Here is a 22,054-nt window from a genome sequence, read left to right as displayed (position 1 = left end):
AAACGGGTCGATTGATTGCATGAATAAATGGATAAACATCGCAATACTCATGTGTCTGGCGGGTTGCGCGGTAACGCCTGAAAAATTGCCAGAAGCAGAGAATGAATTGGAACAGCAAGAGCATCTTAATGTTGGAGTGTCGCGTAATGCATCAATTGATGAAGAGGTGTTGTATTTATTGATGACTGCCGAACTTGCCGGGCAGCGTAACGAATATTATCTGGCTATGGATGCTTATTTACAGGCTGCCAAGCTTGTTGACGATCCGCGCATTGCAGAGCGAGCCGTAAAAATTGGTTTGTTCTTAAAAGACGAGAAACGTACGCGCGAAGCATTGGCGGTCTGGTTGAAAAAAGACACTAATAATTTGGGGGCTAGAAAGTTTGCAGTGTTATTGGCGGTTAAAAACTCCGATCATGCTGCTACATTGGAAAGTTTGGATGTGATGCTAAGTCACGATCCAGCCGGGTTTGAGTCTAGCCTTTTGGAAATGTTGAAACTGTTTGAAAAAGAAGGTCGTATTCAGTTTACATACAATGTACTTGAAGATCTTAACAAGATGCACCCTCAACAGGCTGAGCTGTTATTTGTGCAAGCAGTCTATGCATCGGTAATACCTAATAATGTTTTAGCTCAGGATAAAATTTCGCAAGTTCTGCAAATGCAACCTGATTGGACTAGGGCTATTATTTTTCAAGCCCAACTATCAGGTCGTGCTGGTGACATGGTTAAGGCTCGCAGTTATTTGGAAAAAGCAGTAAAGCAATCGCCTGATGATGTGCAACTTAGAAAGTTGTTGATTGAGGTATTGATGAACGCTGGCGCATTTGATGATGCAATTCGTGTTTGTCAAAAAGTGCTGGATGAAAAGCCTGATGATGCTGAAAGTCTGTTTTCAATGGCGATGATTTATATGCAGCGTAATCAGTATGAAAAGTCTGAATATTATCTTGAGAAATTAGTAAATAAGCCCGACTGGGAAGATCAGGCTAGTTTTTATTTGGGTAAGGTAGAATTGGAGCGTCATCATCCTGATAGGGCGTTAGGCTGGTTTGATAAAGTAGGACAGGGTAATTTTTCTTTTGATGCTGATTTAGCTGCCGTTTCCCTGTTGTTAAATCAAAAGCGTCTGGATGAAGTTGAACAGCGTGTTCGACACATGGAAAGCAAATATCCCGAGCAGAAGCTACGCATTCTCATGATTAAAGCCGAGTTATATAATCAACAAGGTAAATATCAGCAAGCGTTTGATGAGTTAACGTTGGCACTTAAAGATGTACCTGATAATCGTGATGTTTTGTATGCGCGTGCATTAGTAGCAGAACGTATAAATAAGTTAGATGTTTTGGAAGCGGATCTACATCAAATTTTGTTGAAAAACCCTGATGATGTAGGTGCTTTAAATGCAATGGGTTATACGCTGACCGATAAAACAACGCGTTATGATGAAGCTGAAAAATATCTTGATCATGCTTTAAAATTGCAACCTGATGAAGCTGTTATTGTGGACAGTTATGGTTGGCTGCAGTTTAAGCGAGGTCGATTGGAATTGGCTTTAGAGTATTTAAAAAAAGCCTATGCCAAAGATCCTGAGAATGAAATTGCTGCGCATGTTGCTGAAGTTTTATGGGTAATGGGAAGCACTAGAGAAGCCAAGGATATTTTTGAAAATGCCTATAAGAAATCACCTGAGGATGAATATCTTCAGCAGTTTAAGCAGCGATTTTTGTCTGATGAGCAAAAATGAGATGTTTATTACTTTTTGTGGTACTGGCATTAACTCTCAATGCTTGTGCGACCTTATCTGAAAAACCGATTGAGGTATATCAGTTGGGTTTAATGCAGCATTTGCAAAAGCAAGCTAACTGGTATTTTTCAGGTCGGTTAGCGTTGGTTGATGAGAAGAATTCTATTTCTGCTTCAATTAATTGGCGACATCGTGTAAACGAAGACAATATAGAATTATATGGACCATTAGCACAAGGTAGAGTCGCGATTACAATTGTCGGAGATAAGATAACTGTTGATGACGGTGAGCAACAACAAGCTTATCTAGGTAGAGTCGATTCGGTCTTAACAGCGTTGCTTGGCGTTGATATACCAGCTCAAGCATTGCGTTTCTGGGTGTTAGGTGTGACTGATCCTGAACAGGCCTATACAGAAATAAGTGATGGTTTTATCCAGAACGGTTGGATGGTTAGGTATAAGGAATTACAAAATTTAAATTCTGAAACGTTGCCAAGAAAAATATCATCTGAAAAAGAAAAAACAAAAGTCAGGTTGGTTATAGATCAGTGGGAATTGTCGTAATGGATAAAGAGTTATTGGAATTAGGGTGGGGTGAAAAATGGCCTGCACCCGCTAAAATAAATTTGATGCTTAGAATTATTGGCCAGCGGGAAGATGGTTATCATTTGTTACAAACTGTATTTCAGATGACTGATTTATGTGATTGGTTAACTTTTCATCCGGTTAACGATGATAGGATTGGTTTGCAAAAGCCAATACCTGGAGTGCCGGAGCAAGATGATTTAACGGTGCGGGCAGCCAACCTATTAAAACAGATAACAGGATGCCAGCAAGGTGTTCGTATTGAAGTAGATAAAGTTTTGCCTATGGGTGGTGGATTAGGGGGGGGGAGTTCTGATGCGGCCACTACCTTAGTTGTTTTGAATCGTTTATGGGGTTTGGAGTTATCGTTGCAAAAGCTAATGGAAATAGGCTTGAAATTGGGCGCTGATGTGCCTGTATTTGTTTATGGACATACTGCATGGGGTGAAGGTGTGGGCGAAAAATTACAGGCTATCGAGGTGCCAGAAAATTGGTTAGTAATTATTAAACCCGATTGCCATGTAAATACAAAAGAAATATTTTCTGCCAAAGACTTGACAAGGGATAGTAAACCAATCAAAATGACGGACTTTATTGAGGGTGATGGTCGTAATGATTGTACGGCCACTGTTTGTAAGCAGTATCCACAAGTAAAAGATGCAATGCTAGCTTTATCAAAATATGCAGAGGCTAAGTTAACAGGAACGGGCGCATGTGTATTTGCGCAGTTTTTAACTGAATTAGAAGCCAGAAATGCATATGCATCTTTAAAAAATGAGTGGCAAGTTTATTTAACAAAAGGTTTAAATATCTCACCACTCCATAATCGATTTAAACACGGATAAGTTAATCAGTTAAATGGGCTGTCGCCAAGCGGTAAGGCACGGGGTTTTGATCTCCGCATACCTAGGTTCGAATCCTAGCAGCCCAGCCATTCTCCAAACACTAATTCTGGGAGTCTTGAATGCGTGAGGCCTCGATAATGGTATTCTCGGGCAATGCAAATATTGCGTTGTCTGAAGGTATTGTCAAGAAGCTTAACATGCGCCTGGGAATGGCAACTGTTGGGCGATTTAGTGATGGCGAAATTTATGTTGAGATAGAAGAAAATGTCAGAGGTAGGGATGTTTTTATCGTTCAACCAACGTGCGCTCCGACTAATGAGAATTTAATGGAGTTATTGGTGCTAATTGATGCCATGCGTAGAGCATCGGCTGCACGAATAACGGCTGTAATGCCTTACTATGGCTATGCTAGACAAGATAGACGCTCAAGATCCGCGAGAGTGCCAATCACTGCCAGATTAGTGGCTGATATGATAGGTAATGCGGGTGCAGATAGAGTGTTAACTGTTGATTTGCATGCAGATCAGATTCAAGGTTTTTTTGGTGTACCAGTTGATAATGTGTACGCTTCACCCATTTTATTAGGTGATGTGTGGCGTCAGGAATATGAGAATTTGATAGTTGTTTCTCCAGATGTTGGTGGGGTGGTTAGGGCGCGAGCTTTAGCAAAACGACTAGGCGATGCTGATTTGGCTATTATCGACAAGCGAAGACCGCGAGCTAATGTTTCTGAGATCATGCATATTATTGGTGATGTTGAAGGAAAAACATGTGTTATGGTAGACGATTTGGTTGATACTGCCGGTACCTTGTGTCATGCAGCTGCGGCCTTAAAGAAAAATGGTGCGACCAAAGTGGTTGCATACTGTACGCATCCGGTTTTGTCGGGTTCGGCAGCGGAAAATGTTCGAAATTCAGTGCTTGATGAGTTAGTGGTAACTGACACGATTCCGCTTTCGGAAGAGTTGCTGACAATTGGAAAAATTAGACAGTTAAGCGTAGCAGAAATGTTGGCTGAGACAATTCGGCGTATAGCCGTTGGTGAGTCAGTAAGTTCGCTTTATGTTGATTAGAGATGGTAACAATTAAGTAGTGCTTGTGATAACAGGCTTTTGGAGAAGAAATGGCTAACGTTTTTGAATTTGTTGCTGAGACCCGTAGTGGTGTTGGCAGTATTGCAGCTAAAGCAGTGCGTCGTCTGGGTAAAGTGCCTGCAGTGATCTATGGTGGTGAGTCAGCTCCAGAGATGCTGGTACTGGATCATAATGAGATTGTTAAGCATCTTGCTCATGAGGCAGTTTATTCGCATGTGCTGGATGTTAAAATTGGCAACAAAACCGAGAAAGCTGTATTAAAGCATATTCAGCGTCATCCGGCTAAGCCAATCATATTGCATTTGGATTTTATGCGCGTAGATGCGACGCACAAATTAAAAGTTCATGTGCCTCTGCATTTTATTAACGAAGCTGTTTCTGTTGGTGTAAAAAAAGGCGGAATTGTCAATCACACAATGAGTGATGTTGAAGTTTTGTGTATGCCTTCTGCATTGCCGGAATTTATAGAAGTAGATTTGTCATCAGTGGATGTGGGTGCGACAGTGCATTTGTCAGATCTAGTGCTGCCTGCAGGAGTGGAAATAGTCGCACTGCAGCATGGTACTGAGCATGATCATCCTATTGCGCAAATCGTTAAAGCAAAAGGCGCTGATGAGGCGGCTGGATAAGCGATTATCTTTTGAATGATTAAGCTTATCGTTGGCCTGGGTAATCCGGGTTCACAGTATGAAAAAACCCGGCATAATGCCGGGTTTATTTTTTTAAATCACCTAGCGTTACAAAATGGTTTGGTGTGGAAATCAAGTTCACAGTTTCAGAGTGACGTTATTAGTTGTTCGATAAATGGTAAGGACTTAATTTTGATTAAGCCGTTAACGTTTATGAATAAAAGTGGTTTATCTGTTGGAAAAGTAATGCGTTATTACAAGCTAAAGCCAGAAGAAATGCTGGTGGTTCATGATGAGCTGGAATTGGCTGAGGGAGTAATAAAGTTAAAATTAGATGGCGGTCACGCTGGACACAATGGATTGCGAGATATTATTGCGCATCTTGACTCAAGAAACTTTTATCGATTGCGTCTAGGTATTGGCCGTCCCTCGCTGGGCGGAAATGTGGCTGATTATGTACTTTCTAAGCCATCGCAAGCAGGTAGTGAGTTGTTGGATAAAGTATGTCAAGTGCTGATTAAAGATTTCGATTGGCTTGTGGATGCTGATATGGCTAAACTAAATGCATTACTTCCTGCTCAAATATAGTCAAAAATAATAAAAAGCTTGACGAGCAGAATAAATATAGGCATAATTTCTAGATTGTATGACGGAGGGGTTCCCGAGCGGCCAAAGGGATCAGACTGTAAATCTGCCGGTTCTACCTTCGGAGGTTCGAATCCTCCCCCCTCCACCATCAAATTTGAATTGGATCTGCGGGTGTAGTTCAATGGTAGAACTCCAGCCTTCCAAGCTGATTGCGTGGGTTCGATTCCCATCACCCGCTCCACTATTCATAATACCGATTTAATGACGCTCATATAGCTCAGTAGGTAGAGCACTTCCTTGGTAAGGAAGAGGTCACCGGTTCAAATCCGGTTATGAGCTCCAGTTTAAGATGATTGATTCTGTTGTAGGATGTTTTCGTAATGGCTAAAGAAAAATTTGAAAGAAAAAAACCGCACGTTAACGTTGGCACCATAGGTCACGTTGATCATGGCAAAACTACTTTAACAGCGGCATTAACAAAAGTAATGGCTGAGCTGCAAGGCGGCGAAGTAAAAGCGTTCGATCAAATCGATAACGCACCCGAAGAACGTGCACGTGGTATTACCATTTCGACATCGCACGTTGAGTACGAATCAGCAAACCGTCATTATGCGCATGTTGACTGCCCAGGACACGCTGACTATGTAAAAAACATGATTACGGGTGCTGCGCAAATGGATGGCGCAATTTTGGTCTGTTCAGCAGCGGATGGCCCAATGCCACAAACACGTGAACATATTCTGTTGTCAAGACAGGTAGGTGTTCCTTACATTGTGGTGTTCTTGAACAAAGCGGACATGGTTGATGATGCCGAATTGATCGAATTAGTTGAGATGGAAATTCGTGAATTATTGAATCAATATGAATTTCCTGGCGACGACACACCAATTATCGTTGGTTCAGCGCTGAAAGCCTTAGAAGGCGAGCAAAGTGAAATTGGTGTACAGTCTGTAGTACGTCTGGTAGAAGCATTGGATAGTTATATTCCGCAACCAGAACGTGCAATTGATGGCAAATTCTTGATGCCTATCGAAGACGTATTTTCAATATCAGGTCGTGGTACAGTTGTAACTGGCCGTGTAGAGCGTGGTATTGTCAAGGTTGGTGAAGAGGTTGAGATTGTGGGTATTAAAGCCACTGTTAAAACAACTTGTACCGGTGTTGAAATGTTCCGCAAATTACTTGATCAAGGTCAGGCTGGTGACAACGTAGGTGTATTATTGCGTGGTACCAAAAGAGATGACGTTGAACGTGGTCAAGTTTTGGCACATGTCAATAGTATTAAACCACATGCACACTTCAAAGCTGAGATCTACGTATTATCAAAAGAAGAGGGTGGTCGTCATACCCCGTTCTTTAATGGATACCGTCCACAGTTTTATTTCCGTACTACTGATGTAACTGGCGCAGTCGATTTACCAGAAGGTGTGGAAATGGTTATGCCTGGTGACAATATAGCGGTAACCGTAAAATTAATTTCACCGATCGCGATGGAAGAAGGTTTACGTTTTGCTATCCGTGAAGGTGGTCGTACCGTGGGTGCAGGTGTTGTTGCTTCCATTGTTGAGTAATTAAAGTTTAAAAGAAAGTTTTCTGAATAGGTCAGTAGTTCAATTGGTAGAGCAGCGGTCTCCAAAACCGCAAGTTGGGGGTTCGAGTCCCTCCTGGCCTGCCACTCAGAAAATAGTTAGTAATTTATAATAAGATAATAAAATGAGCGCACAGGCAGAAGAAGTTACGACGGTGGTGGACATTGTAAAGCTGGTTTTGTCACCAATATTAGTCGTTGCTGGTATTGTTGCGTTCTACTATTTTTCCGATCTGCTCTTTCTATACAGAGTGTTGATATTGATGACTATCATATCCGCCGCAATTGGAATTTGTTTTACGACAGCTAGAGGACGAAGTGTGTGGGGTTTCGTTCTGGAGTCAAAACAGGAATTTCACCGAGTAGTGTGGCCAACCCGTGATGAAGCATTTCGTACAACGGGTTTAGTTATTTTAATGGTGATTATCGTAGGTTTTGTGCTTTGGTTACTTGATACGTTCCTGTTCTGGGGTGTTCAATTGTTAATGAATCAAGGGGTTAAATAATGGCACTTCGTTGGTATGTGGTTCATGCGTATTCAAATTTTGAAAATAAAGTAAAGCAAGCTCTGGAAGAACGGATAGTACGTGATGGTTTGCAAGATTATTTCGGCAAAATACTGGTTCCTACTGAAGAAGTAGTTGAAATGCGGATGGGTCAACAGCGCAAAAGTGAAAGAAAATTCTTTCCAGGATATGTGCTTGTGCAAATGGAGTTGAATGATGATACCTGGCATTTAGTTAAAAACGTACCTAGAGTATTAGGCTTTATTGGTGGAGCTTCAGACAGACCTTCGCCAATTTCAGACAAAGAAGCCATGGCTATACTAAGCCGTGTTGAAGAAGGTGTTAATAAACCAAGACCTAAAGTGTTGTTTGAGGTTGGCGAGGTGGTCAGAATTATTGATGGCCCATTCAAAGACTTCAATGGCAATATAGAAGAAGTGAATTACGAGAAAAGCCGTTTGCGTGTTTCAGTTCTGATATTCGGTCGTTCAACACCTGTTGAGTTAGAATTTGGTCAAGTTGAGAAAGCATAAGTTTTCATAGGCAGTTTACGGATCCCTGTCATCAATATGACAGGGATTTTTGTTTGTTAGGGGAGCTGAAAAGCGTTTGCACCCGTTAGGAGTAGAAATATGGCTAAAAAGATTGATTCCTATATCAAGTTACAAGTAAAAGCGGGTGAAGCAAATCCAAGTCCACCCATTGGTCCAGCATTGGGTCAACGTGGTGTTAACATCATGGAATTTTGTAAAGCATTTAATGCGCGTACGCAAGAGGTTGAAAAAGGCTTGCCTCTGCCTGTCGTCATTACTGTTTTTAGTGACAAAAGTTTCACTTTCATAACAAAAACACCTCCAGCGACAGTATTGTTGAAAAAAGCAGTCGGTATTAAAAGTGGTAGTAAAAAACCAAATACCGTTAAAGTGGGTACTGTTACGCGTGCGCAATTAGAAGAAATTGCAAAAGCAAAAATGGAAGATTTAAACGCCAGCGATATAGAATCCGCAATAAGAATTATTGCAGGTAGTGCTCGCAGCATGGGTTTAAATGTGGAGGGAGTGTAAAATGGCAAACATAAGCAAAAAATCTAAGGCGATAAAAGAAAAGGTTATCAGAAGCAAACAATACTCTGTTGCGGATGCAGTTAGTTTGCTAAAAGAATTTGCAAATATCAAATTTGATGAATCAGTTGACGTCAGTGTAAATTTGGGAGTTGATCCTAGAAAATCTGACCAGAATGTTCGTGGTGCTTCTGTATTACCAAATGGTACAGGTAAAACTGTACGGGTTGCTGTATTTACTCAAGGTCCAAATGCAGATGCTGCCAGAGAAGCGGGTGCAGATATTGTCGGTATGGACGATTTGGCTGAGCAAGTTAAACGTGGTGAATTAAACTTTGATGTCGTTATCGCATCTCCCGATGCTATGCGTGTCGTTGGACAATTAGGTCAAATATTGGGGCCAAGAGGTTTGATGCCAAATCCAAAAGTGGGCACCGTCACTCCTGATGTTGTTACTGCGGTAAAAAATGCTAAATCGGGTCAAGTTAGATACCGTACAGATAAATCAGGCATCATTCACTGTTCAATCGGTAAAGTGTCTTTTGAAGAAGCGGCATTAAAACAAAATTTAGAGTTTTTAATTTCCGATCTTAAAAAAGCTAAACCTACAGCTGCTAAAGGTATTTATCTGAAAAAGATCTCATTGTCCTCGACCATGGGTCCAGGATTATGGATTGATCAAAATAGTATTGATATTTAAATAAATTAAAACTTTGGGTTGTCGTAATAACGACAACCGTCAAAGACCGTAGGGGCTTAATGCTTAATTATCCTACGCAGACGGAAGCTGGAGCCACAAAGCTGGTGATAGGGACCGTAAGGGGCATCATTATTTGATGCGTTTTATAGATTCCGATGAGTAATCGGAAAGTACCGGAGGTAAATGTGGCACTCAATTTAGATAGCAAAAAAGTTGTCGTAGAGGAAGTTGCTGAATTCGCCGCTAAAGCCCATTCAGCCATAGCGGCTGAATATCGTGGTTTAACAGTTACCGAATTAACGGAATTGCGTAAAACTGCGAGAGAAACGGGTGTTTATTTACGTGTAGTCAAAAATACATTGGCTAAGCGTGCGGTTGCTGGGACTGAGTTTGAATGTATGCAGGATGGTCTGGTTGGGCCTTTAATACTGGCATTTTCAATTGAGGATCCTGGTTGTGCAGCGAGACTGATCAGTGAGTTTGCAAAAACGCATAATAAATTGATAGCTAAAGTGGTAGCTATTGGTGGTCAAGCTTTTGATGGGTCTGAAATTGATCGTTTGGCAAGATTGCCAACTCGTGATCAAGGTATCAGCATGCTGATGTCGGTCATGAAAGCACCAATTGAAAAACTCGCTCGCACTTTGGCAGAAATCAGAGATCAGAAAGAAGCGGCATAACGCTTCGATCAACCAGTTAAAACTCATATATATTTAGAGGAATAAAGAATGGCAATTTCAAAAGAAGAAATTTTAGAAGCAGTCGCTAACATGACTGTGTTGGAAATCGTTGATCTAATTTCAGCGATGGAAGAAAAATTTGGCGTTTCTGCAGCGGCAGCTGTAGCAGTTGCTGCACCAGCAGCGGCAGCAGCGGTTGTTGAAGAACAAACAGAATTTGATGTGATTTTAACCGGTTTCGGTGAGAATAAAGTAGCAGTTATTAAAGCTGTACGTAGTTTAACTGGTTTAGGCCTGAAAGAAGCGAAAGATGCTGTCGAAGGCGCACCAACTACAGTAAAAGAAGCTGTCAGCAAAACTGAAGCTGAAACAGCTAAAAAAGAACTAGAAGCAGCAGGCGCTACAGCCGAAATCAAATAAGTATTTTGATAAAAAAACTGGCATAAGCCTACCAAACTGGGCTGACGGCGTTTTGCCGTCGGCCTTTTACTGTTTGTAAAACAAACGGTAGTAAATAATCTCTGACGACGAAGGTATAGAAGCAATATGACCTATTCTTTTACCGAAAAAAAGCGTATCCGTAATAATTTTGGCAAGGGCTCTGAAGTACTTGAAGTACCTTATCTTTTAGCAACACAAATTGATTCGTATGCAAGTTTTCTGCAGTCTGGCATAGACTCTAACAAAAGACGCAACCAAGGTTTACATGCGGCATTTTCAAGTGTATTTCCAGTAATAAGCCATTCGGGATACGCTGTTCTTGAGTATGTAAAATATCGCTTAGGGGAGCCGGCTTTCGATGTAAGGGAATGCCAGCAACGCGGGGCAACCTATTCTGCACCGTTACGGGTATTAGTGCGTTTAGTCATTTATGATAAAGAGGCGCCAGCAAGCACCAAGGTAGTTAAAGACATCCGTGAACAGGAAGTTTACATGGGTGAGCTGCCATTGATGACAGATAATGGTACTTTTGTAATCAATGGAACTGAGCGGGTAATTGTGTCACAGTTACACAGATCACCAGGCGTGTTTTTTGATCATGATAAAGGTAAAACCCACTCATCGGGCAAGCTGCTTTTCAATGCACGCGTTATTCCTTATCGTGGTTCATGGTTAGATTTTGAGTTTGACCATAAAGATGCAGTATATGTGCGTATAGACAGACGCAGAAAAATTCCAGCTACCATTTTGTTAAGAGCCTTAGGTTACGACAACGAGGAAATGATTAGCATTTTCTTCGATGCCAATAAATTTTCCTTAAGTGCCGATAAATTTATGTTTCATGTCGTACCAGAACGGTTACGTGGTGAAATGGCAGTTTTTGATATTAAACATGATGGCAAGGTGTTAATCGAAGAAGGACGTCGTATAACTGCCAAACATGTACGCCAGTTAGAGAAAGCCGGCGTTGAAGAGATTGAAGTACCTAGAGATTATTTGTATGGAAAAATTCTTGGTCACAATGTCATTGATAAAGCGACGGGTGAATTGTTAGCGCATGTTAATGATGAAATAAGCGATAACCTGTTACAAAAATTGATTGATGCGGGCGTAGATCAGATCAATACTCTTTATGTCAATGATTTAGACCGTGGTCCATATATTTCTAACTCTATGCGCCTGGATACGACAACTAATCGTATGGAAGCTCTAGTTGAAATCTATCGAATGATGCGCCCTGGCGAACCGCCGACAGCGGAATCAGCAGAAAATCTGTTTGAAAATTTATTTTTTACTGACGAGCGTTACGATTTATCAACAGTTGGTCGAATGAAATTCAACCGTCGATTAGGCCGTGAGGAAATCGAAGGTACAGGCACTTTAAGTAAAATTGATATTATTGATGTATTAAAAGAACTTATTAAAATTAGAAACGGTAATGGAACTGTAGATGATATTGACCATCTTGGTAACAGACGGGTACGTTCTGTTGGTGAAATGATCGAAAACCAGTTCCGGATTGGTTTGGTTAGAGTCGAGCGCGCGGTAAGAGAGCGTCTTACCCTGGCTGATTCAGAAGGTTATATGCCTCAAGAGATCATAAACGCCAAACCTGTTTCTGCCGCAATAAAAGAATTCTTTGGTTCTAGTCAACTTTCACAGTTTATGGACCAAAACAATCCTTTGTCGCAAGTAACGCACAAACGTAGGGTTTCGGCTTTAGGACCTGGTGGTTTGGCCAGAGAGCGTGCTGGTTTTGAGGTGCGCGACGTACATACCACGCATTATGGTCGAGTTTGTCCGATTGAAACACCTGAAGGACCAAACATCGGATTAATCAATTCATTGTCCGTTTATGCAAGAACGAATGAATATGGTTTTCTTGAAACGCCCTATCGTAAAGTTGTTGATGGCAAGGTGACCGATCAAGTTGATTACATTTCTGCTATTGAAGAAGGGGAATATGTCATTGCTCAGTCCAGTGTGGCGGTTGACGACAATGGAAAATTAGTAGAAGGACTGGTTTCGTGTCGGCATAAAGATGAGTTTACACTCGCTTCTTCCGATACCGTGCAATATATGGATGTGTCATCGAAACAAATTGTTTCCGTGGCAGCTTCGATTATTCCTTTCCTGGAACACGACGATGCTAACCGCGCACTGATGGGATCCAACATGCAAAGACAGGCTGTGCCTACTTTGCGTACTGAAAAACCATTGGTTGGTACAGGTATGGAGCGCGTAGTTGCAAAAGACTCTGGTGTAACCGTGGTGGCGACGCGTGGCGGTCGTATTGAAGCAGTTGACGCCGCACGTATCGTGGTTCGGGTTAATGACGACGAGACTGTAGCTGGTGTTCCAGGTGTTGATATTTATAATTTGATAAAATATACACGTTCAAATCAAAATACGTGTATCAATCAAAAGCCGTTAGTGAAGCTGGGTGATATTGTGACGCGAGGCGATATCCTTGCGGATGGGCCTTCCACAGATTTGGGCGAATTGGCTTTAGGTCAAAACATGTTGATCGCTTTTATGCCTTGGAATGGATATAACTTCGAAGATTCTATTCTTGTGTCTGAGCGAGTGGTAAAAGAAGATCGTTTTACTACCATACACATTGAAGAAAAAACTTGCGTTGCCAGAGAAACTAAACATAGCCCTGAAGAAATAACTGCTGATATACCTAATGTAAGTGAAGAAGCTTTGTCCAAACTGGATGAGTCAGGTATTGTCTATGTTGGAGCAGAAGTAAAAGGCGGTGATATTCTGGTTGGAAAAGTAACACCAAAAGGTGAGACGCAACTGACGCCCGAAGAAAAACTTCTGCGTGCCATTTTTGGTGAAAAAGCGGCTGATGTAAAAGATACCTCTTTACGCGTACCAGGTAACGTACGTGGAACCGTAATTGATGTACAGGTATTTACCCGCGATGGAGTCAAAAAAGACAAGCGTGCACTTGAAATCGAAGAAGCAGAAATTAAACGCTATCGTCAAGATTTGGATGACCAATTGAAAATTGTTGAACACGATATTTTTGCTCGTGTTAAAGCATTATTGTTGGGTAAAAAAGCTGAAAAAGGCCCGCAAAATCTGAAGAAAGGCGATGAAATTACTGAAGAGTATCTTGATAGTTTGATACCGTCAGAGCTTCTGAAAATTAAAACACAGGATGAAGATGTAAACTTGCGTTTAGAAACAGTAAGTGAGCAGATTGATCAACAGCGTAAAGAATTTGAAGAGCGTTTTGAACAGAAAAAGAAAAAAATAACCATGGGTGATGATTTGGCACCTGGTGTGCTGAAAATGGTTAAAGTGTATCTGGCTGTTAAAAAGCGCATTCAGCCTGGCGATAAAATGGCGGGTCGACATGGTAACAAAGGGGTTATCTCACAAATTGTGCCGATTGAAGATATGCCATATACAGCCGATGGTAATCCTGTCGATATATTATTGAATCCTTTAGGTGTACCTTCGCGGATGAATGTCGGACAGGTATTAGAGACTCACTTAGGCTGGGCTGCAAAAGGTTTGGGTATTAAGATTGGTAAAATGTTAGAAGCTCAAGCCAAAGTTGCTGAAATCAGGGGATTCTTGGAGAAAATCTATAACTGTAGTGGTCGAAAAGAAGATCTTAACAGCTTTACAGATAAAGAAATTCTTGAAATGTCAGTTAATCTGGTATCTGGTGTGCCTATGGCTACGCCGGTTTTTGATGGTGCCTCCGAAGAAGATATTCGTACCATGTTGCAATTGGCTGATCTGCCTACGCATGGACAAACAACACTTTATGATGGCCTAACAGGTGAACCGTTTGAGCGTGAAGTAACTGTTGGCTATATGTATATGTTGAAACTAAACCATTTGGTTGATGACAAAATGCATGCCCGTTCAACGGGTCCATATAGTTTGGTAACCCAGCAACCATTAGGCGGAAAAGCACAATTTGGTGGTCAGCGTTTCGGTGAGATGGAGGTCTGGGCATTAGAAGCTTATGGTGCAGCGTATACGTTGCAAGAAATGCTGACTGTGAAATCTGATGACGTCACAGGTAGAACGCGTATGTACAAAAATATTGTTGATGGTAATCACTCAATGGAAGCTGGGATGCCCGAATCCTTCAATGTATTAGTTAAAGAAATACGTTCATTGGCGGTCAATATCGAAATGCAACAAGAGTAATCAAGATAGTTGCGAAAAGATTTTTGATAAATACCGGATAACATTTTAAGAGGGTAAGCTATTGAAAGATTTAATGAATTTTCTAAAGCGTCAAGGTCGCACAGATGATTTTGACACTATCCGTATAGGATTGGCTTCACCAGATATGATACGTTCATGGTCATATGGTGAAGTAAAGAAACCTGAAACAATTAATTACCGCACGTTTAAGCCGGAGCGAGATGGTTTGTTTTGTGCCAAAATTTTTGGTCCAATCAGCGATTACGAGTGTCTTTGCGGCAAATATAAGCGTCTAAAGCATCGTGGTGTTATCTGCGAAAAATGCGGTGTCGAAGTCACGCTGTCCAAAGTTCGGCGCGATAGAATGGGTCATATTGACCTGGCAAGTCCTGTTGCGCACATTTGGTTCTTAAAATCGTTGCCGTCACGGATTGCATTGTTGCTAGATATGACATTGCGTTCTATCGAGCGGGTTTTATATTTTGAAACATTTGTAGTCACTGATCCGGGCATGTCGCCGCTAGAAAAAGGTCAGTTATTGACAGATGAAGAATATCTGAATGCCATAGAAGAACACGGTGACGATTTTGTCGCAAAAATGGGTGCTGAAGCTATTTATGATTTGCTTAAATCTATTGATTTAAAAGAAGAAATAAATACACTTCGAGAAGAAATTAATTCAACCAATTCAGATACTAAGATTAAAAAACTGTCTAAGCGTCTGAAGGTAATTGATTCATTGTTGGCTTCAAATAATCGTCCAGAATGGATGATTATGACGGTGTTGCCTGTGTTGCCACCTGAATTGCGCCCATTAGTGCCTTTAGATGGTGGACGTTTTGCAACCTCAGATTTAAATGATTTATACCGTCGCGTTATCAATAGAAACAACCGTTTGACACGTTTACTAGATTTGAATGCGCCAGATATTATCGTGCGTAATGAAAAACGTATGCTGCAGGAAGCTGTTGATGCGTTGCTTGATAACGGTAGACGCGGACGAGCAATCACTGGTAGTAACAGGCGGCCGTTAAAATCGCTTGCTGATATGATCAAAGGTAAGCAAGGACGTTTTCGGCAGAACTTGTTGGGTAAACGTGTAGATTACTCTGGACGTTCGGTTATTGTTGTGGGCCCAACTCTGAGACTGCATCAGTGTGGATTGCCAAAGAAAATGGCTTTGGAATTGTTTAAGCCTTTTATTTTTAGCAAACTTCAATTACGTGGATTGGCCACCACCATTAAAGCAGCCAAAAAAATGGTAGAGCGCGAGGGTACTGAGGTTTGGGATATCCTTGAAGAAGTAATTAGAGAGCATCCAGTGCTTTTGAATCGTGCGCCGACACTGCATAGATTGGGTATACAAGCTTTTGAACCTACTTTAATTGAAGGAAAGGCAATACAATTGCATCCTTTAGTTTGTAGTGCTTTCAACGCAGACTTTGACGGTGACCAGATGGCGGTGCATATACCTCTATCAATAGAGGCACAGCTTGAAGCGCGTACATTAATGATGGCCACAAATAATATTTTGTCGCCTGCGAATGGTGAGCCGGTAATCAATCCATCACAAGACGTGGTTTTGGGCTTGTATTACATCAGTCGTGAAAAAATTAATGCTGTTGGCGAGGGAAGTGTTTTTGTTGATACGTCTGAGATTCTTAAAGCTTTAGACAGCAAAACTATCGAATTGCAAACCAAGATTGAAGTACGGATTACCGAAAAACTGAAAAATGCTGAGGGTAAATTTGATTCTATAGTCAGTAGAAAAAAAACCACGGTAGGGCGTGCTTTAATTTGGGATATTGTTCCTGATGGCATGCCATATGAACTGGTTAATGTTGATATGACTAAAAAGAATATTTCCAGATTAATTAACTATAGCTACCGTTATCTGGGTATCAAAGAGACCGTTATTTTAGCTGATCAAATTATGTATATGGGTTTTAAATATGCAACGCGATCTGGTGTCTCATTTGGTATTGAGGATATGGAAATTCCAGCTAAAAAAGCCGATATTATTCGTGCTGCAGATGCTGAGGTTGGAGAAATTCAAAATCAATATGCTTCTGGTTTAGTTACTGATGGTGAGCGCTATAACAAGGTCGTTGATATTTGGTCACGCGCCAATGATCAGGTCGCTAAAGTGATGATGGAAGGTTTAGGTGAAGATGAAGTTGTCAACGCCAAAGGTGAAACGGTAAAACAAAAATCTTTCAATTCCATCTTTATGATGGCTGAGTCTGGAGCTCGGGGTTCTGCTGCGCAAATTAGGCAGTTGGCCGGGATGAGGGGCTTAATGGCAAAGCCAGATGGTTCTATCATTGAGACACCTATTACCGCTAACTTTAGAGAAGGTTTGGATGTTTTACAGTACTTTATTTCCACGCACGGTGCGCGTAAAGGTCTGGCTGATACAGCATTAAAAACAGCAAACTCTGGGTATTTAACGCGTAGATTGGTTGATGTCGCCCAAGATTTGGTGATTTCAGATATTGATTGTGGTACACAAAATGGTTTGACTATGACACCAATTATTGAAGGTGGTGATGTTGTCGAGCCTTTGGTTGAACGCGTGTTAGGAAGGGTTGCAGCTATTGATGTAACCGATCCATCAGGAAATACTGTATTGATTCCTGCTGGAACCATGATCGATGAAAATCTGGTCGCTGTGTTAGAAGATAACGGCATAGACAAAATGCTGGTGCGTTCGGTGATAACCTGTGATTCACGTAAAGGCGTCTGTAGTAAATGTTATGGGCGTGATTTGGGTCGTGGTCATTTGGTCAATATTGGTGAAGCTGTGGGTGTGGTTGCTGCGCAATCAATTGGTGAGCCAGGAACACAGTTGACCATGCGTACTTTCCATATTGGTGGAGCTGCATCACGATCTGCTGCAATTAGTAATGTACAGGTTAAATCAGCCGGTAGTGTTAAATTAAACAATCTAAAAACCGTTAAAAACAGAGAGAATAATCTGGTTGCTGTATCCCGATCTGGAGAAGTAGGGGTTATGGACGACTATGGACGGGAGAGAGAGCGTTATAAAATACCCTATGGTGCTGTTTTATCAACCGTAGACGGTGGTGCAGTTAGCGCCGGGGATATTATTGTTAATTGGGATCCTCATACACATCCTGTTATCACAGAGGTGGATGGTTTTATTCAGTTGCTTGACTTTATGGATGGTATTACCGTTCAAGAGCATTCAGATGAGGTGACTGGTTTGACGTCACGGGTTGTGACTGATCCTAAGCAACGTAGTTCTGCAGGTAAAGAATTGCGACCAATGGTGCGGTTAATCAGTAGTGATGGTGGGCAGATTAATTTGCCTGGTACAGATATCCCTGCGCAATACTTTTTACCCGCTGGCGCTATCGTAGGTGTTAAAGACGGTGGTGAGGTTAAGGTTGGGGACGTATTGGCACGTATTCCACAAGAGTCCAGTAAAACTCGTGATATTACCGGTGGTTTGCCGCGTGTAGCCGATTTGTTTGAAGCGCGTAAAACAAAGGATCCTGCAATACTTGCCGAAGCAACGGGTATGGTAGCTTTTGGTAAAGAAACCAAAGGTAAGCAGCGTGTCATTATCACCGATACAGAAGGTGAGCAATTCGAGACACTTATACCAAAATGGCGTCATATTACTGTTTTTGAGGGTGAGTTTGTTGAGAAGGGTGAAACAATCGCAGAAGGTGAGTTAACGCCACATGATATTTTGCGTCTGCGCGGCATAGAAGAGTTAGCTGACTACTTAGTAAAAGAAATTCAGGATGTATATCGTTTGCAAGGGGTGAAAATCAACGACAAACACATTGAAGCGATTATTCGTCAAATGTTAAGAAAAGTTGAAATTACTGCTTCAGGTGAAACTGATTTTGTTAAAGGTGAGCAGGTTGAGCGTTGTTTGTTGAATGCAGTGAATGATCAAGCTGAGCGGGACGGTAAAATTCCTGCCAGTTACGATTCTATGTTGTTAGGTATAACAAAAGCGTCATTGGCGACTGAATCCTTCATATCAGCGGCTTCTTTCCAGGAGACTACTCGAGTATTAACTGATGCAGCGGTAAGAGGTATCAGCGATGGGTTGTATGGTTTGAAAGAGAATGTGATAGTGGGTCGTTTAATACCAGCTGGTACTGGATTAGCTTATCATGAGCAAAGACGTAAGAAGCATGGTTCCGACTCATTACATGTCGGTGAGGCTTTAAATCAAGTGGTTGAAGCTGTAGATGTTGAAGAAGCGCTTAAACAGGCGTTAAATGTAGAATAGAAAAAAATAAAAAACTCTTGACCTTATGAGCGTGGGGCTGTATTATGCTCTGCTCACATGAGTCAAGAGTTTAGGTCTGGCAGCAGTAATCAGTGTACTGTTTGTGCGCTGGTTCTGTTAGTAACAAATTGCATATCGGAGTAGTTAAGAATGGCCACGATCAATCAGTTGGTCCGTAAGCCTCGTGCTAAGAAAATTGAAAAAACCAATGTACCTGCGTTGGAAGCGTGTCCTCAACGAAGAGGGGTCTGTACTCGTGTATATACCACCACGCCGAAAAAACCAAACTCAGCTTTACGTAAAGTAGCAAGGGTTAGGTTGACAAATGGTTCAGAGGTAAGTAGTTACATTGGTGGTGAAGGGCATAATCTTCAGGAGCATTCCGTGGTTCTGATTAGAGGTGGTCGTGTTAAAGACTTGCCTGGTGTGCGTTATCACGTTGTCCGTGGAAGTCTTGATACCTCAGGTGTTAAGGACAGACGTTGCGGCCGTTCAAAATATGGCGCAAAAAGACCTAAGAAATAAGGCTGGTTAGAAAATGTCTAGAAGAAGAGTTGCTGCAAAAAGAGTAATCAATCCAGATCCACGTTTTGGTAGTGATATGCTATCAAAATTTATGAATATGATCATGGAGCACGGTAAGAAATCTGTAGCTGAAAAAATTGTCTACGGAGCCTTGGATGTGATTGAAGGCAAAGGCCATAAAGAGTCTTTGGAATTGGTCGCAAAAGCTTTGGAAAATGTACAGCCGCGTGTTGAGGTAAAGTCAAGACGGGTAGGCGGTGCTACTTATCAGGTGCCTGTTGAGGTGCGTCCTGCAAGACGTTTGGCATTATCAATGCGTTGGTTGATTGATGCTGCACGGAAAAGAAACGAAAGAACAATGTCTGCAAAGTTGGCTGGTGAATTGCTTGATGCCTCAGAAGGTCGTGGAGCAGCTGCTAAAAAACGTGAAGATACACATAAAATGGCAGAAGCGAACAAGGCATTTGCACATTACCGTTGGTAAGTAAGTATAGAAGGTTGTTGATGTGGCTAGAAAAACGCCTATAGAGCATTACCGTAATATAGGCATCATGGCTCACATAGATGCTGGAAAAACAACCACGACGGAGCGGATCCTGTTTTATACAGGAGTATCTCATAAATTGGGTGAGGTACATGATGGAACTGCAACCATGGATTGGATGGAGCAAGAACAAGAGAGAGGAATAACTATCACCTCAGCCGCAACAACTTGTTTTTGGGCTGGCATGGAAAAGCTTCGTCCGTTGCATCGTATTAATATAATTGATACGCCAGGGCATGTTGATTTTACGATAGAAGTTGAGCGTTCATTACGTGTATTGGATGGTGCTTGTGCTTTGTTTTGTGCTGTAGGTGGAGTAGAGCCGCAGTCAGAAACAGTATGGAGACAGGCAAACAAATATCATGTGCCTAGATTGGCATTCATCAATAAGATGGATAGAACAGGTGCAGATTTTCTGCGCGTTGTTGAGCAAATAAAAACGCGTCTTGGTGCCAAGGTAATTCCTATGCAATTACCAATAGGGGCGGAAGAGACATTTAAAGGCGTCATTGATTTAGTAAGAATGAAAGCCATTTACTGGGATGACTCCAGTATGGGTTTGTTGTTCGAAATAAAAGAGATACCTGCAGAATTACAGGTTGAAGCCCAAAAGTGGCATGATAAATTAATCGATATTGCTGCTGAGGGATCAGAAGAACTCACCGAAAAATATTTGGAAGAAGGTGGGTTGGCAGAAGATGAAATAAAGCTAGGTATCAGAATACAGGTAATTAACAATAATCTGGTTCCAGTATATTGTGGATCTGCATTTAAGAATAAAGGTGTGCAATGTTTGTTAGATGGTGTTCTAGATTTTTTACCATCCCCTGCTGACAAACCTGCTGTAAAAGGTCATGCAGACGGCGATGATGAAACGATAGAGCGCCAGCCCTCTGATGAAGATAAGTTTGCGGCATTAGCCTTCAAAATAGCAACTGATCCGTTTGTTGGGATACTAACATTTATTCGAGTTTACTCCGGAGTAATGAAGTCGGGAGAAACTGTTTTAAATGTTGCAAAAGGTAAAAGAGAGCGGATTGGGCGTATCGTACAGATGCATGCCAATAGCCGAGAAGAAATTGCAGAAGTCAGAGCAGGTGATATAGCTGCTGTGATAGGACTGAAAGAAGTAACCACAGGCGATACATTTTGCGAGCTAAATTCGCCAATTTTGTTGGAAAAAATGGAGTTTCCAGAGCCTGTTATAGCGATAGCCGTTGAGCCAAAAACAAAAGCCGACCAAGATAAAATGGGTGGGGCGTTAAGTCGATTAGCTCAAGAGGATCCTTCGTTTAGAGTAAATACCGACGCAGAGTCAGGTCAAACAATAATTTCAGGAATGGGGGAGCTTCATTTAGAAATAATTGTAGATCGCTTAAAGCGGGAATTTGGTGTTTCCGCTAATGTAGGTACTCCACAGGTTTCATATCGTGAAACGATTAAAAAAACCGTTGAATGTGAAGGGAAATTCATTAGACAAACGGGCGGTAAAGGCCAGTATGGACACGTCTGGTTAAGGCTTGAACCCAAAGCGCTTGGTGAAGGTTACGAGTTTGTAAATGAGTTGGTGGGCGGGGTAATTCCAAAAGAATTTGTCCCGGCTATAAATAAAGGCATACAAGAACAAATGGAAAATGGCATAATAGCGGGTTTTCCGGTTGTTGATGTTAAGGTTAGTTTGTTCGATGGGTCATATCATGATGTGGATTCGAATGAAATGGCTTTCAAAATAGCAGGATCTATGTGCTTCAGGGATGGGGCGGAAGCTGCAAATCCTGTGTTGCTGGAACCCATAATGAAAGTTGAGGTGGTCACACCAGAAGACTATATGGGAGAAGTGGTGGGTGATATAACACGGCGTAGAGGATTAATTCAAGGAATGAATGATGTGCCTGCTGGTAAAACACTTGAATGTGAGGTGCCACTGGCAGAAATGTTTGGATATGCCACCGATTTACGATCGGCTACACAAGGAAGGGCAACGTACAGTATGCAGTTTGAAAAATATAACGAAGCACCTGCAAATATTGCGGAAGCTATTATTAGAAAAGTATCTTGATTCTTTTA

General features: G+C 41.6%; 18 protein-coding genes and 5 tRNA genes. All 23 read left to right on the top strand.

What is annotated here, in order from left to right; all coding sequences use genetic code 11:
- The first annotated feature begins 19 nt into the window (after positions 1 to 19).
- The 23 genes from ABH008_RS20460 (at position 20) to fusA (ending at position 22,046) form a co-directional block, all read left to right on the top strand.
- Complete coding sequence (locus ABH008_RS20460; protein ID WP_347987456.1) at positions 20 to 1,747, top strand: tetratricopeptide repeat protein; 1,728 nt, start codon at positions 20 to 22, stop codon at positions 1,745 to 1,747.
- The gene (gene lolB / locus ABH008_RS20455; protein ID WP_347987455.1) at positions 1,744 to 2,310 is read left to right on the top strand and encodes a lipoprotein insertase outer membrane protein LolB; all 567 of its coding nucleotides are present in this window, start codon (positions 1,744 to 1,746) and stop codon (positions 2,308 to 2,310) included. The genes ABH008_RS20460 and lolB overlap by 4 nt, the downstream gene beginning before the upstream one ends.
- A complete protein-coding gene (ispE, locus tag ABH008_RS20450; protein WP_347987454.1) occupies positions 2,310 to 3,176 on the top strand; it encodes a 4-(cytidine 5'-diphospho)-2-C-methyl-D-erythritol kinase in 867 nt (288 codons plus the stop codon). Before lolB ends, ispE begins: the two co-directional genes overlap by 1 nt.
- Positions 3,177 to 3,190: 14 nt before the next feature.
- Positions 3,191 to 3,265: transfer RNA gene (locus ABH008_RS20445), tRNA-Gln, on the top strand.
- 30 nt (positions 3,266 to 3,295) lie between these two features.
- Positions 3,296 to 4,249: a ribose-phosphate diphosphokinase gene (locus ABH008_RS20440; RefSeq protein WP_347987453.1), complete on the top strand. Its 954-nt coding sequence runs from the start codon at positions 3,296 to 3,298 to the stop codon at positions 4,247 to 4,249.
- A 50-nt stretch (positions 4,250 to 4,299) separates the two neighbouring features.
- Positions 4,300 to 4,899 carry a 50S ribosomal protein L25/general stress protein Ctc gene (locus ABH008_RS20435; protein WP_347987452.1) on the top strand — a complete coding sequence of 200 codons (600 nt, stop codon included), beginning with the start codon at positions 4,300 to 4,302 and terminating at the stop codon, positions 4,897 to 4,899.
- A 15-nt stretch (positions 4,900 to 4,914) separates the two neighbouring features.
- Positions 4,915 to 5,487: an aminoacyl-tRNA hydrolase gene (gene pth / locus ABH008_RS20430; protein ID WP_347987451.1), complete on the top strand. Its 573-nt coding sequence runs from the start codon at positions 4,915 to 4,917 to the stop codon at positions 5,485 to 5,487.
- A 63-nt stretch (positions 5,488 to 5,550) separates the two neighbouring features.
- Positions 5,551 to 5,635 (top strand) — tRNA-Tyr (locus ABH008_RS20425).
- A gap of 19 nt (positions 5,636 to 5,654) precedes the next feature.
- Positions 5,655 to 5,728: transfer RNA gene (locus tag ABH008_RS20420), tRNA-Gly, on the top strand.
- Positions 5,729 to 5,753: 25 nt separating this feature from the next.
- Positions 5,754 to 5,829: transfer RNA gene (locus ABH008_RS20415), tRNA-Thr, on the top strand.
- A 38-nt stretch (positions 5,830 to 5,867) separates the two neighbouring features.
- Positions 5,868 to 7,058: an elongation factor Tu gene (gene tuf / locus ABH008_RS20410; protein ID WP_347987439.1), complete on the top strand. Its 1,191-nt coding sequence runs from the start codon at positions 5,868 to 5,870 to the stop codon at positions 7,056 to 7,058.
- Between the two features lie 28 nt (positions 7,059 to 7,086).
- Positions 7,087 to 7,162, top strand: a tRNA-Trp gene (locus tag ABH008_RS20405).
- A 38-nt stretch (positions 7,163 to 7,200) separates the two neighbouring features.
- Positions 7,201 to 7,581: a preprotein translocase subunit SecE gene (gene secE / locus ABH008_RS20400; protein WP_347987450.1), complete on the top strand. Its 381-nt coding sequence runs from the start codon at positions 7,201 to 7,203 to the stop codon at positions 7,579 to 7,581.
- A complete protein-coding gene (nusG, locus tag ABH008_RS20395) occupies positions 7,581 to 8,114 on the top strand; it encodes a transcription termination/antitermination protein NusG (RefSeq protein ID WP_347987449.1) in 534 nt (177 codons plus the stop codon). The genes secE and nusG overlap by 1 nt, the downstream gene beginning before the upstream one ends.
- Before the next feature lie 99 nt (positions 8,115 to 8,213).
- On the top strand, positions 8,214 to 8,645 hold the full coding sequence (rplK, locus tag ABH008_RS20390; RefSeq protein WP_347987448.1) for a 50S ribosomal protein L11: 432 nt from the start codon (positions 8,214 to 8,216) through the stop codon (positions 8,643 to 8,645).
- A 1-nt stretch (position 8,646) separates the two neighbouring features.
- On the top strand, positions 8,647 to 9,342 hold the full coding sequence (gene rplA / locus ABH008_RS20385) for a 50S ribosomal protein L1 (protein ID WP_347987447.1): 696 nt from the start codon (positions 8,647 to 8,649) through the stop codon (positions 9,340 to 9,342).
- A 185-nt stretch (positions 9,343 to 9,527) separates the two neighbouring features.
- Positions 9,528 to 10,022 carry a 50S ribosomal protein L10 gene (gene rplJ, locus ABH008_RS20380; RefSeq protein ID WP_347987446.1) on the top strand — a complete coding sequence of 165 codons (495 nt, stop codon included), beginning with the start codon at positions 9,528 to 9,530 and terminating at the stop codon, positions 10,020 to 10,022.
- Between the two features lie 48 nt (positions 10,023 to 10,070).
- Positions 10,071 to 10,442, top strand: a complete 372-nt coding sequence (gene rplL / locus ABH008_RS20375) for a 50S ribosomal protein L7/L12 (protein WP_347987445.1) — start codon at positions 10,071 to 10,073, stop codon at positions 10,440 to 10,442.
- A gap of 126 nt (positions 10,443 to 10,568) precedes the next feature.
- Positions 10,569 to 14,645, top strand: a complete 4,077-nt coding sequence (gene rpoB / locus ABH008_RS20370; protein WP_347987444.1) for a DNA-directed RNA polymerase subunit beta — start codon at positions 10,569 to 10,571, stop codon at positions 14,643 to 14,645.
- Positions 14,646 to 14,706: 61 nt separating this feature from the next.
- A complete protein-coding gene (gene rpoC, locus ABH008_RS20365; RefSeq protein ID WP_347987443.1) occupies positions 14,707 to 18,918 on the top strand; it encodes a DNA-directed RNA polymerase subunit beta' in 4,212 nt (1,403 codons plus the stop codon).
- Between the two features lie 150 nt (positions 18,919 to 19,068).
- Positions 19,069 to 19,443: a 30S ribosomal protein S12 gene (gene rpsL / locus ABH008_RS20360; RefSeq protein ID WP_347987442.1), complete on the top strand. Its 375-nt coding sequence runs from the start codon at positions 19,069 to 19,071 to the stop codon at positions 19,441 to 19,443.
- 13 nt (positions 19,444 to 19,456) lie between these two features.
- Positions 19,457 to 19,927 carry a 30S ribosomal protein S7 gene (gene rpsG / locus ABH008_RS20355; protein WP_347987441.1) on the top strand — a complete coding sequence of 157 codons (471 nt, stop codon included), beginning with the start codon at positions 19,457 to 19,459 and terminating at the stop codon, positions 19,925 to 19,927.
- A gap of 22 nt (positions 19,928 to 19,949) precedes the next feature.
- Complete coding sequence (fusA, locus tag ABH008_RS20350) at positions 19,950 to 22,046, top strand: elongation factor G (RefSeq protein WP_347987440.1); 2,097 nt, start codon at positions 19,950 to 19,952, stop codon at positions 22,044 to 22,046.
- The last annotated feature ends 8 nt before the right edge of the window (positions 22,047 to 22,054 follow it).

The organism is Methylomonas sp. AM2-LC (assembly GCF_039904985.1).
Classification (GTDB): Bacteria; Pseudomonadota; Gammaproteobacteria; order Methylococcales; family Methylomonadaceae; genus Methylomonas.
This window is presented reverse-complemented; position numbering and strand designations above follow the sequence as displayed.

What these genes read in the sequence shown, in the direction of transcription:
- ABH008_RS20460 (WP_347987456.1), top strand. Translation starts at nt 20, where the DNA reads ATGAATAAATGGATAAACATCGCAATACTCATGTGTCTGGCGGGTTGC.
- lolB (WP_347987455.1), top strand. Translation starts at nt 1,744, where the DNA reads ATGAGATGTTTATTACTTTTTGTGGTACTGGCATTAACTCTCAATGCT.
- ispE (WP_347987454.1), top strand. Translation starts at nt 2,310, where the DNA reads ATGGATAAAGAGTTATTGGAATTAGGGTGGGGTGAAAAATGGCCTGCA.
- ABH008_RS20440 (WP_347987453.1), top strand. Translation starts at nt 3,296, where the DNA reads ATGCGTGAGGCCTCGATAATGGTATTCTCGGGCAATGCAAATATTGCG.
- ABH008_RS20435 (WP_347987452.1), top strand. Translation starts at nt 4,300, where the DNA reads ATGGCTAACGTTTTTGAATTTGTTGCTGAGACCCGTAGTGGTGTTGGC.
- pth (WP_347987451.1), top strand. Translation starts at nt 4,915, where the DNA reads ATGATTAAGCTTATCGTTGGCCTGGGTAATCCGGGTTCACAGTATGAA.
- tuf (WP_347987439.1), top strand. Translation starts at nt 5,868, where the DNA reads ATGGCTAAAGAAAAATTTGAAAGAAAAAAACCGCACGTTAACGTTGGC.
- secE (WP_347987450.1), top strand. Translation starts at nt 7,201, where the DNA reads ATGAGCGCACAGGCAGAAGAAGTTACGACGGTGGTGGACATTGTAAAG.
- nusG (WP_347987449.1), top strand. Translation starts at nt 7,581, where the DNA reads ATGGCACTTCGTTGGTATGTGGTTCATGCGTATTCAAATTTTGAAAAT.
- rplK (WP_347987448.1), top strand. Translation starts at nt 8,214, where the DNA reads ATGGCTAAAAAGATTGATTCCTATATCAAGTTACAAGTAAAAGCGGGT.
- rplA (WP_347987447.1), top strand. Translation starts at nt 8,647, where the DNA reads ATGGCAAACATAAGCAAAAAATCTAAGGCGATAAAAGAAAAGGTTATC.
- rplL (WP_347987445.1), top strand. Translation starts at nt 10,071, where the DNA reads ATGGCAATTTCAAAAGAAGAAATTTTAGAAGCAGTCGCTAACATGACT.
- rpoB (WP_347987444.1), top strand. Translation starts at nt 10,569, where the DNA reads ATGACCTATTCTTTTACCGAAAAAAAGCGTATCCGTAATAATTTTGGC.
- rpsL (WP_347987442.1), top strand. Translation starts at nt 19,069, where the DNA reads ATGGCCACGATCAATCAGTTGGTCCGTAAGCCTCGTGCTAAGAAAATT.
- rpsG (WP_347987441.1), top strand. Translation starts at nt 19,457, where the DNA reads ATGTCTAGAAGAAGAGTTGCTGCAAAAAGAGTAATCAATCCAGATCCA.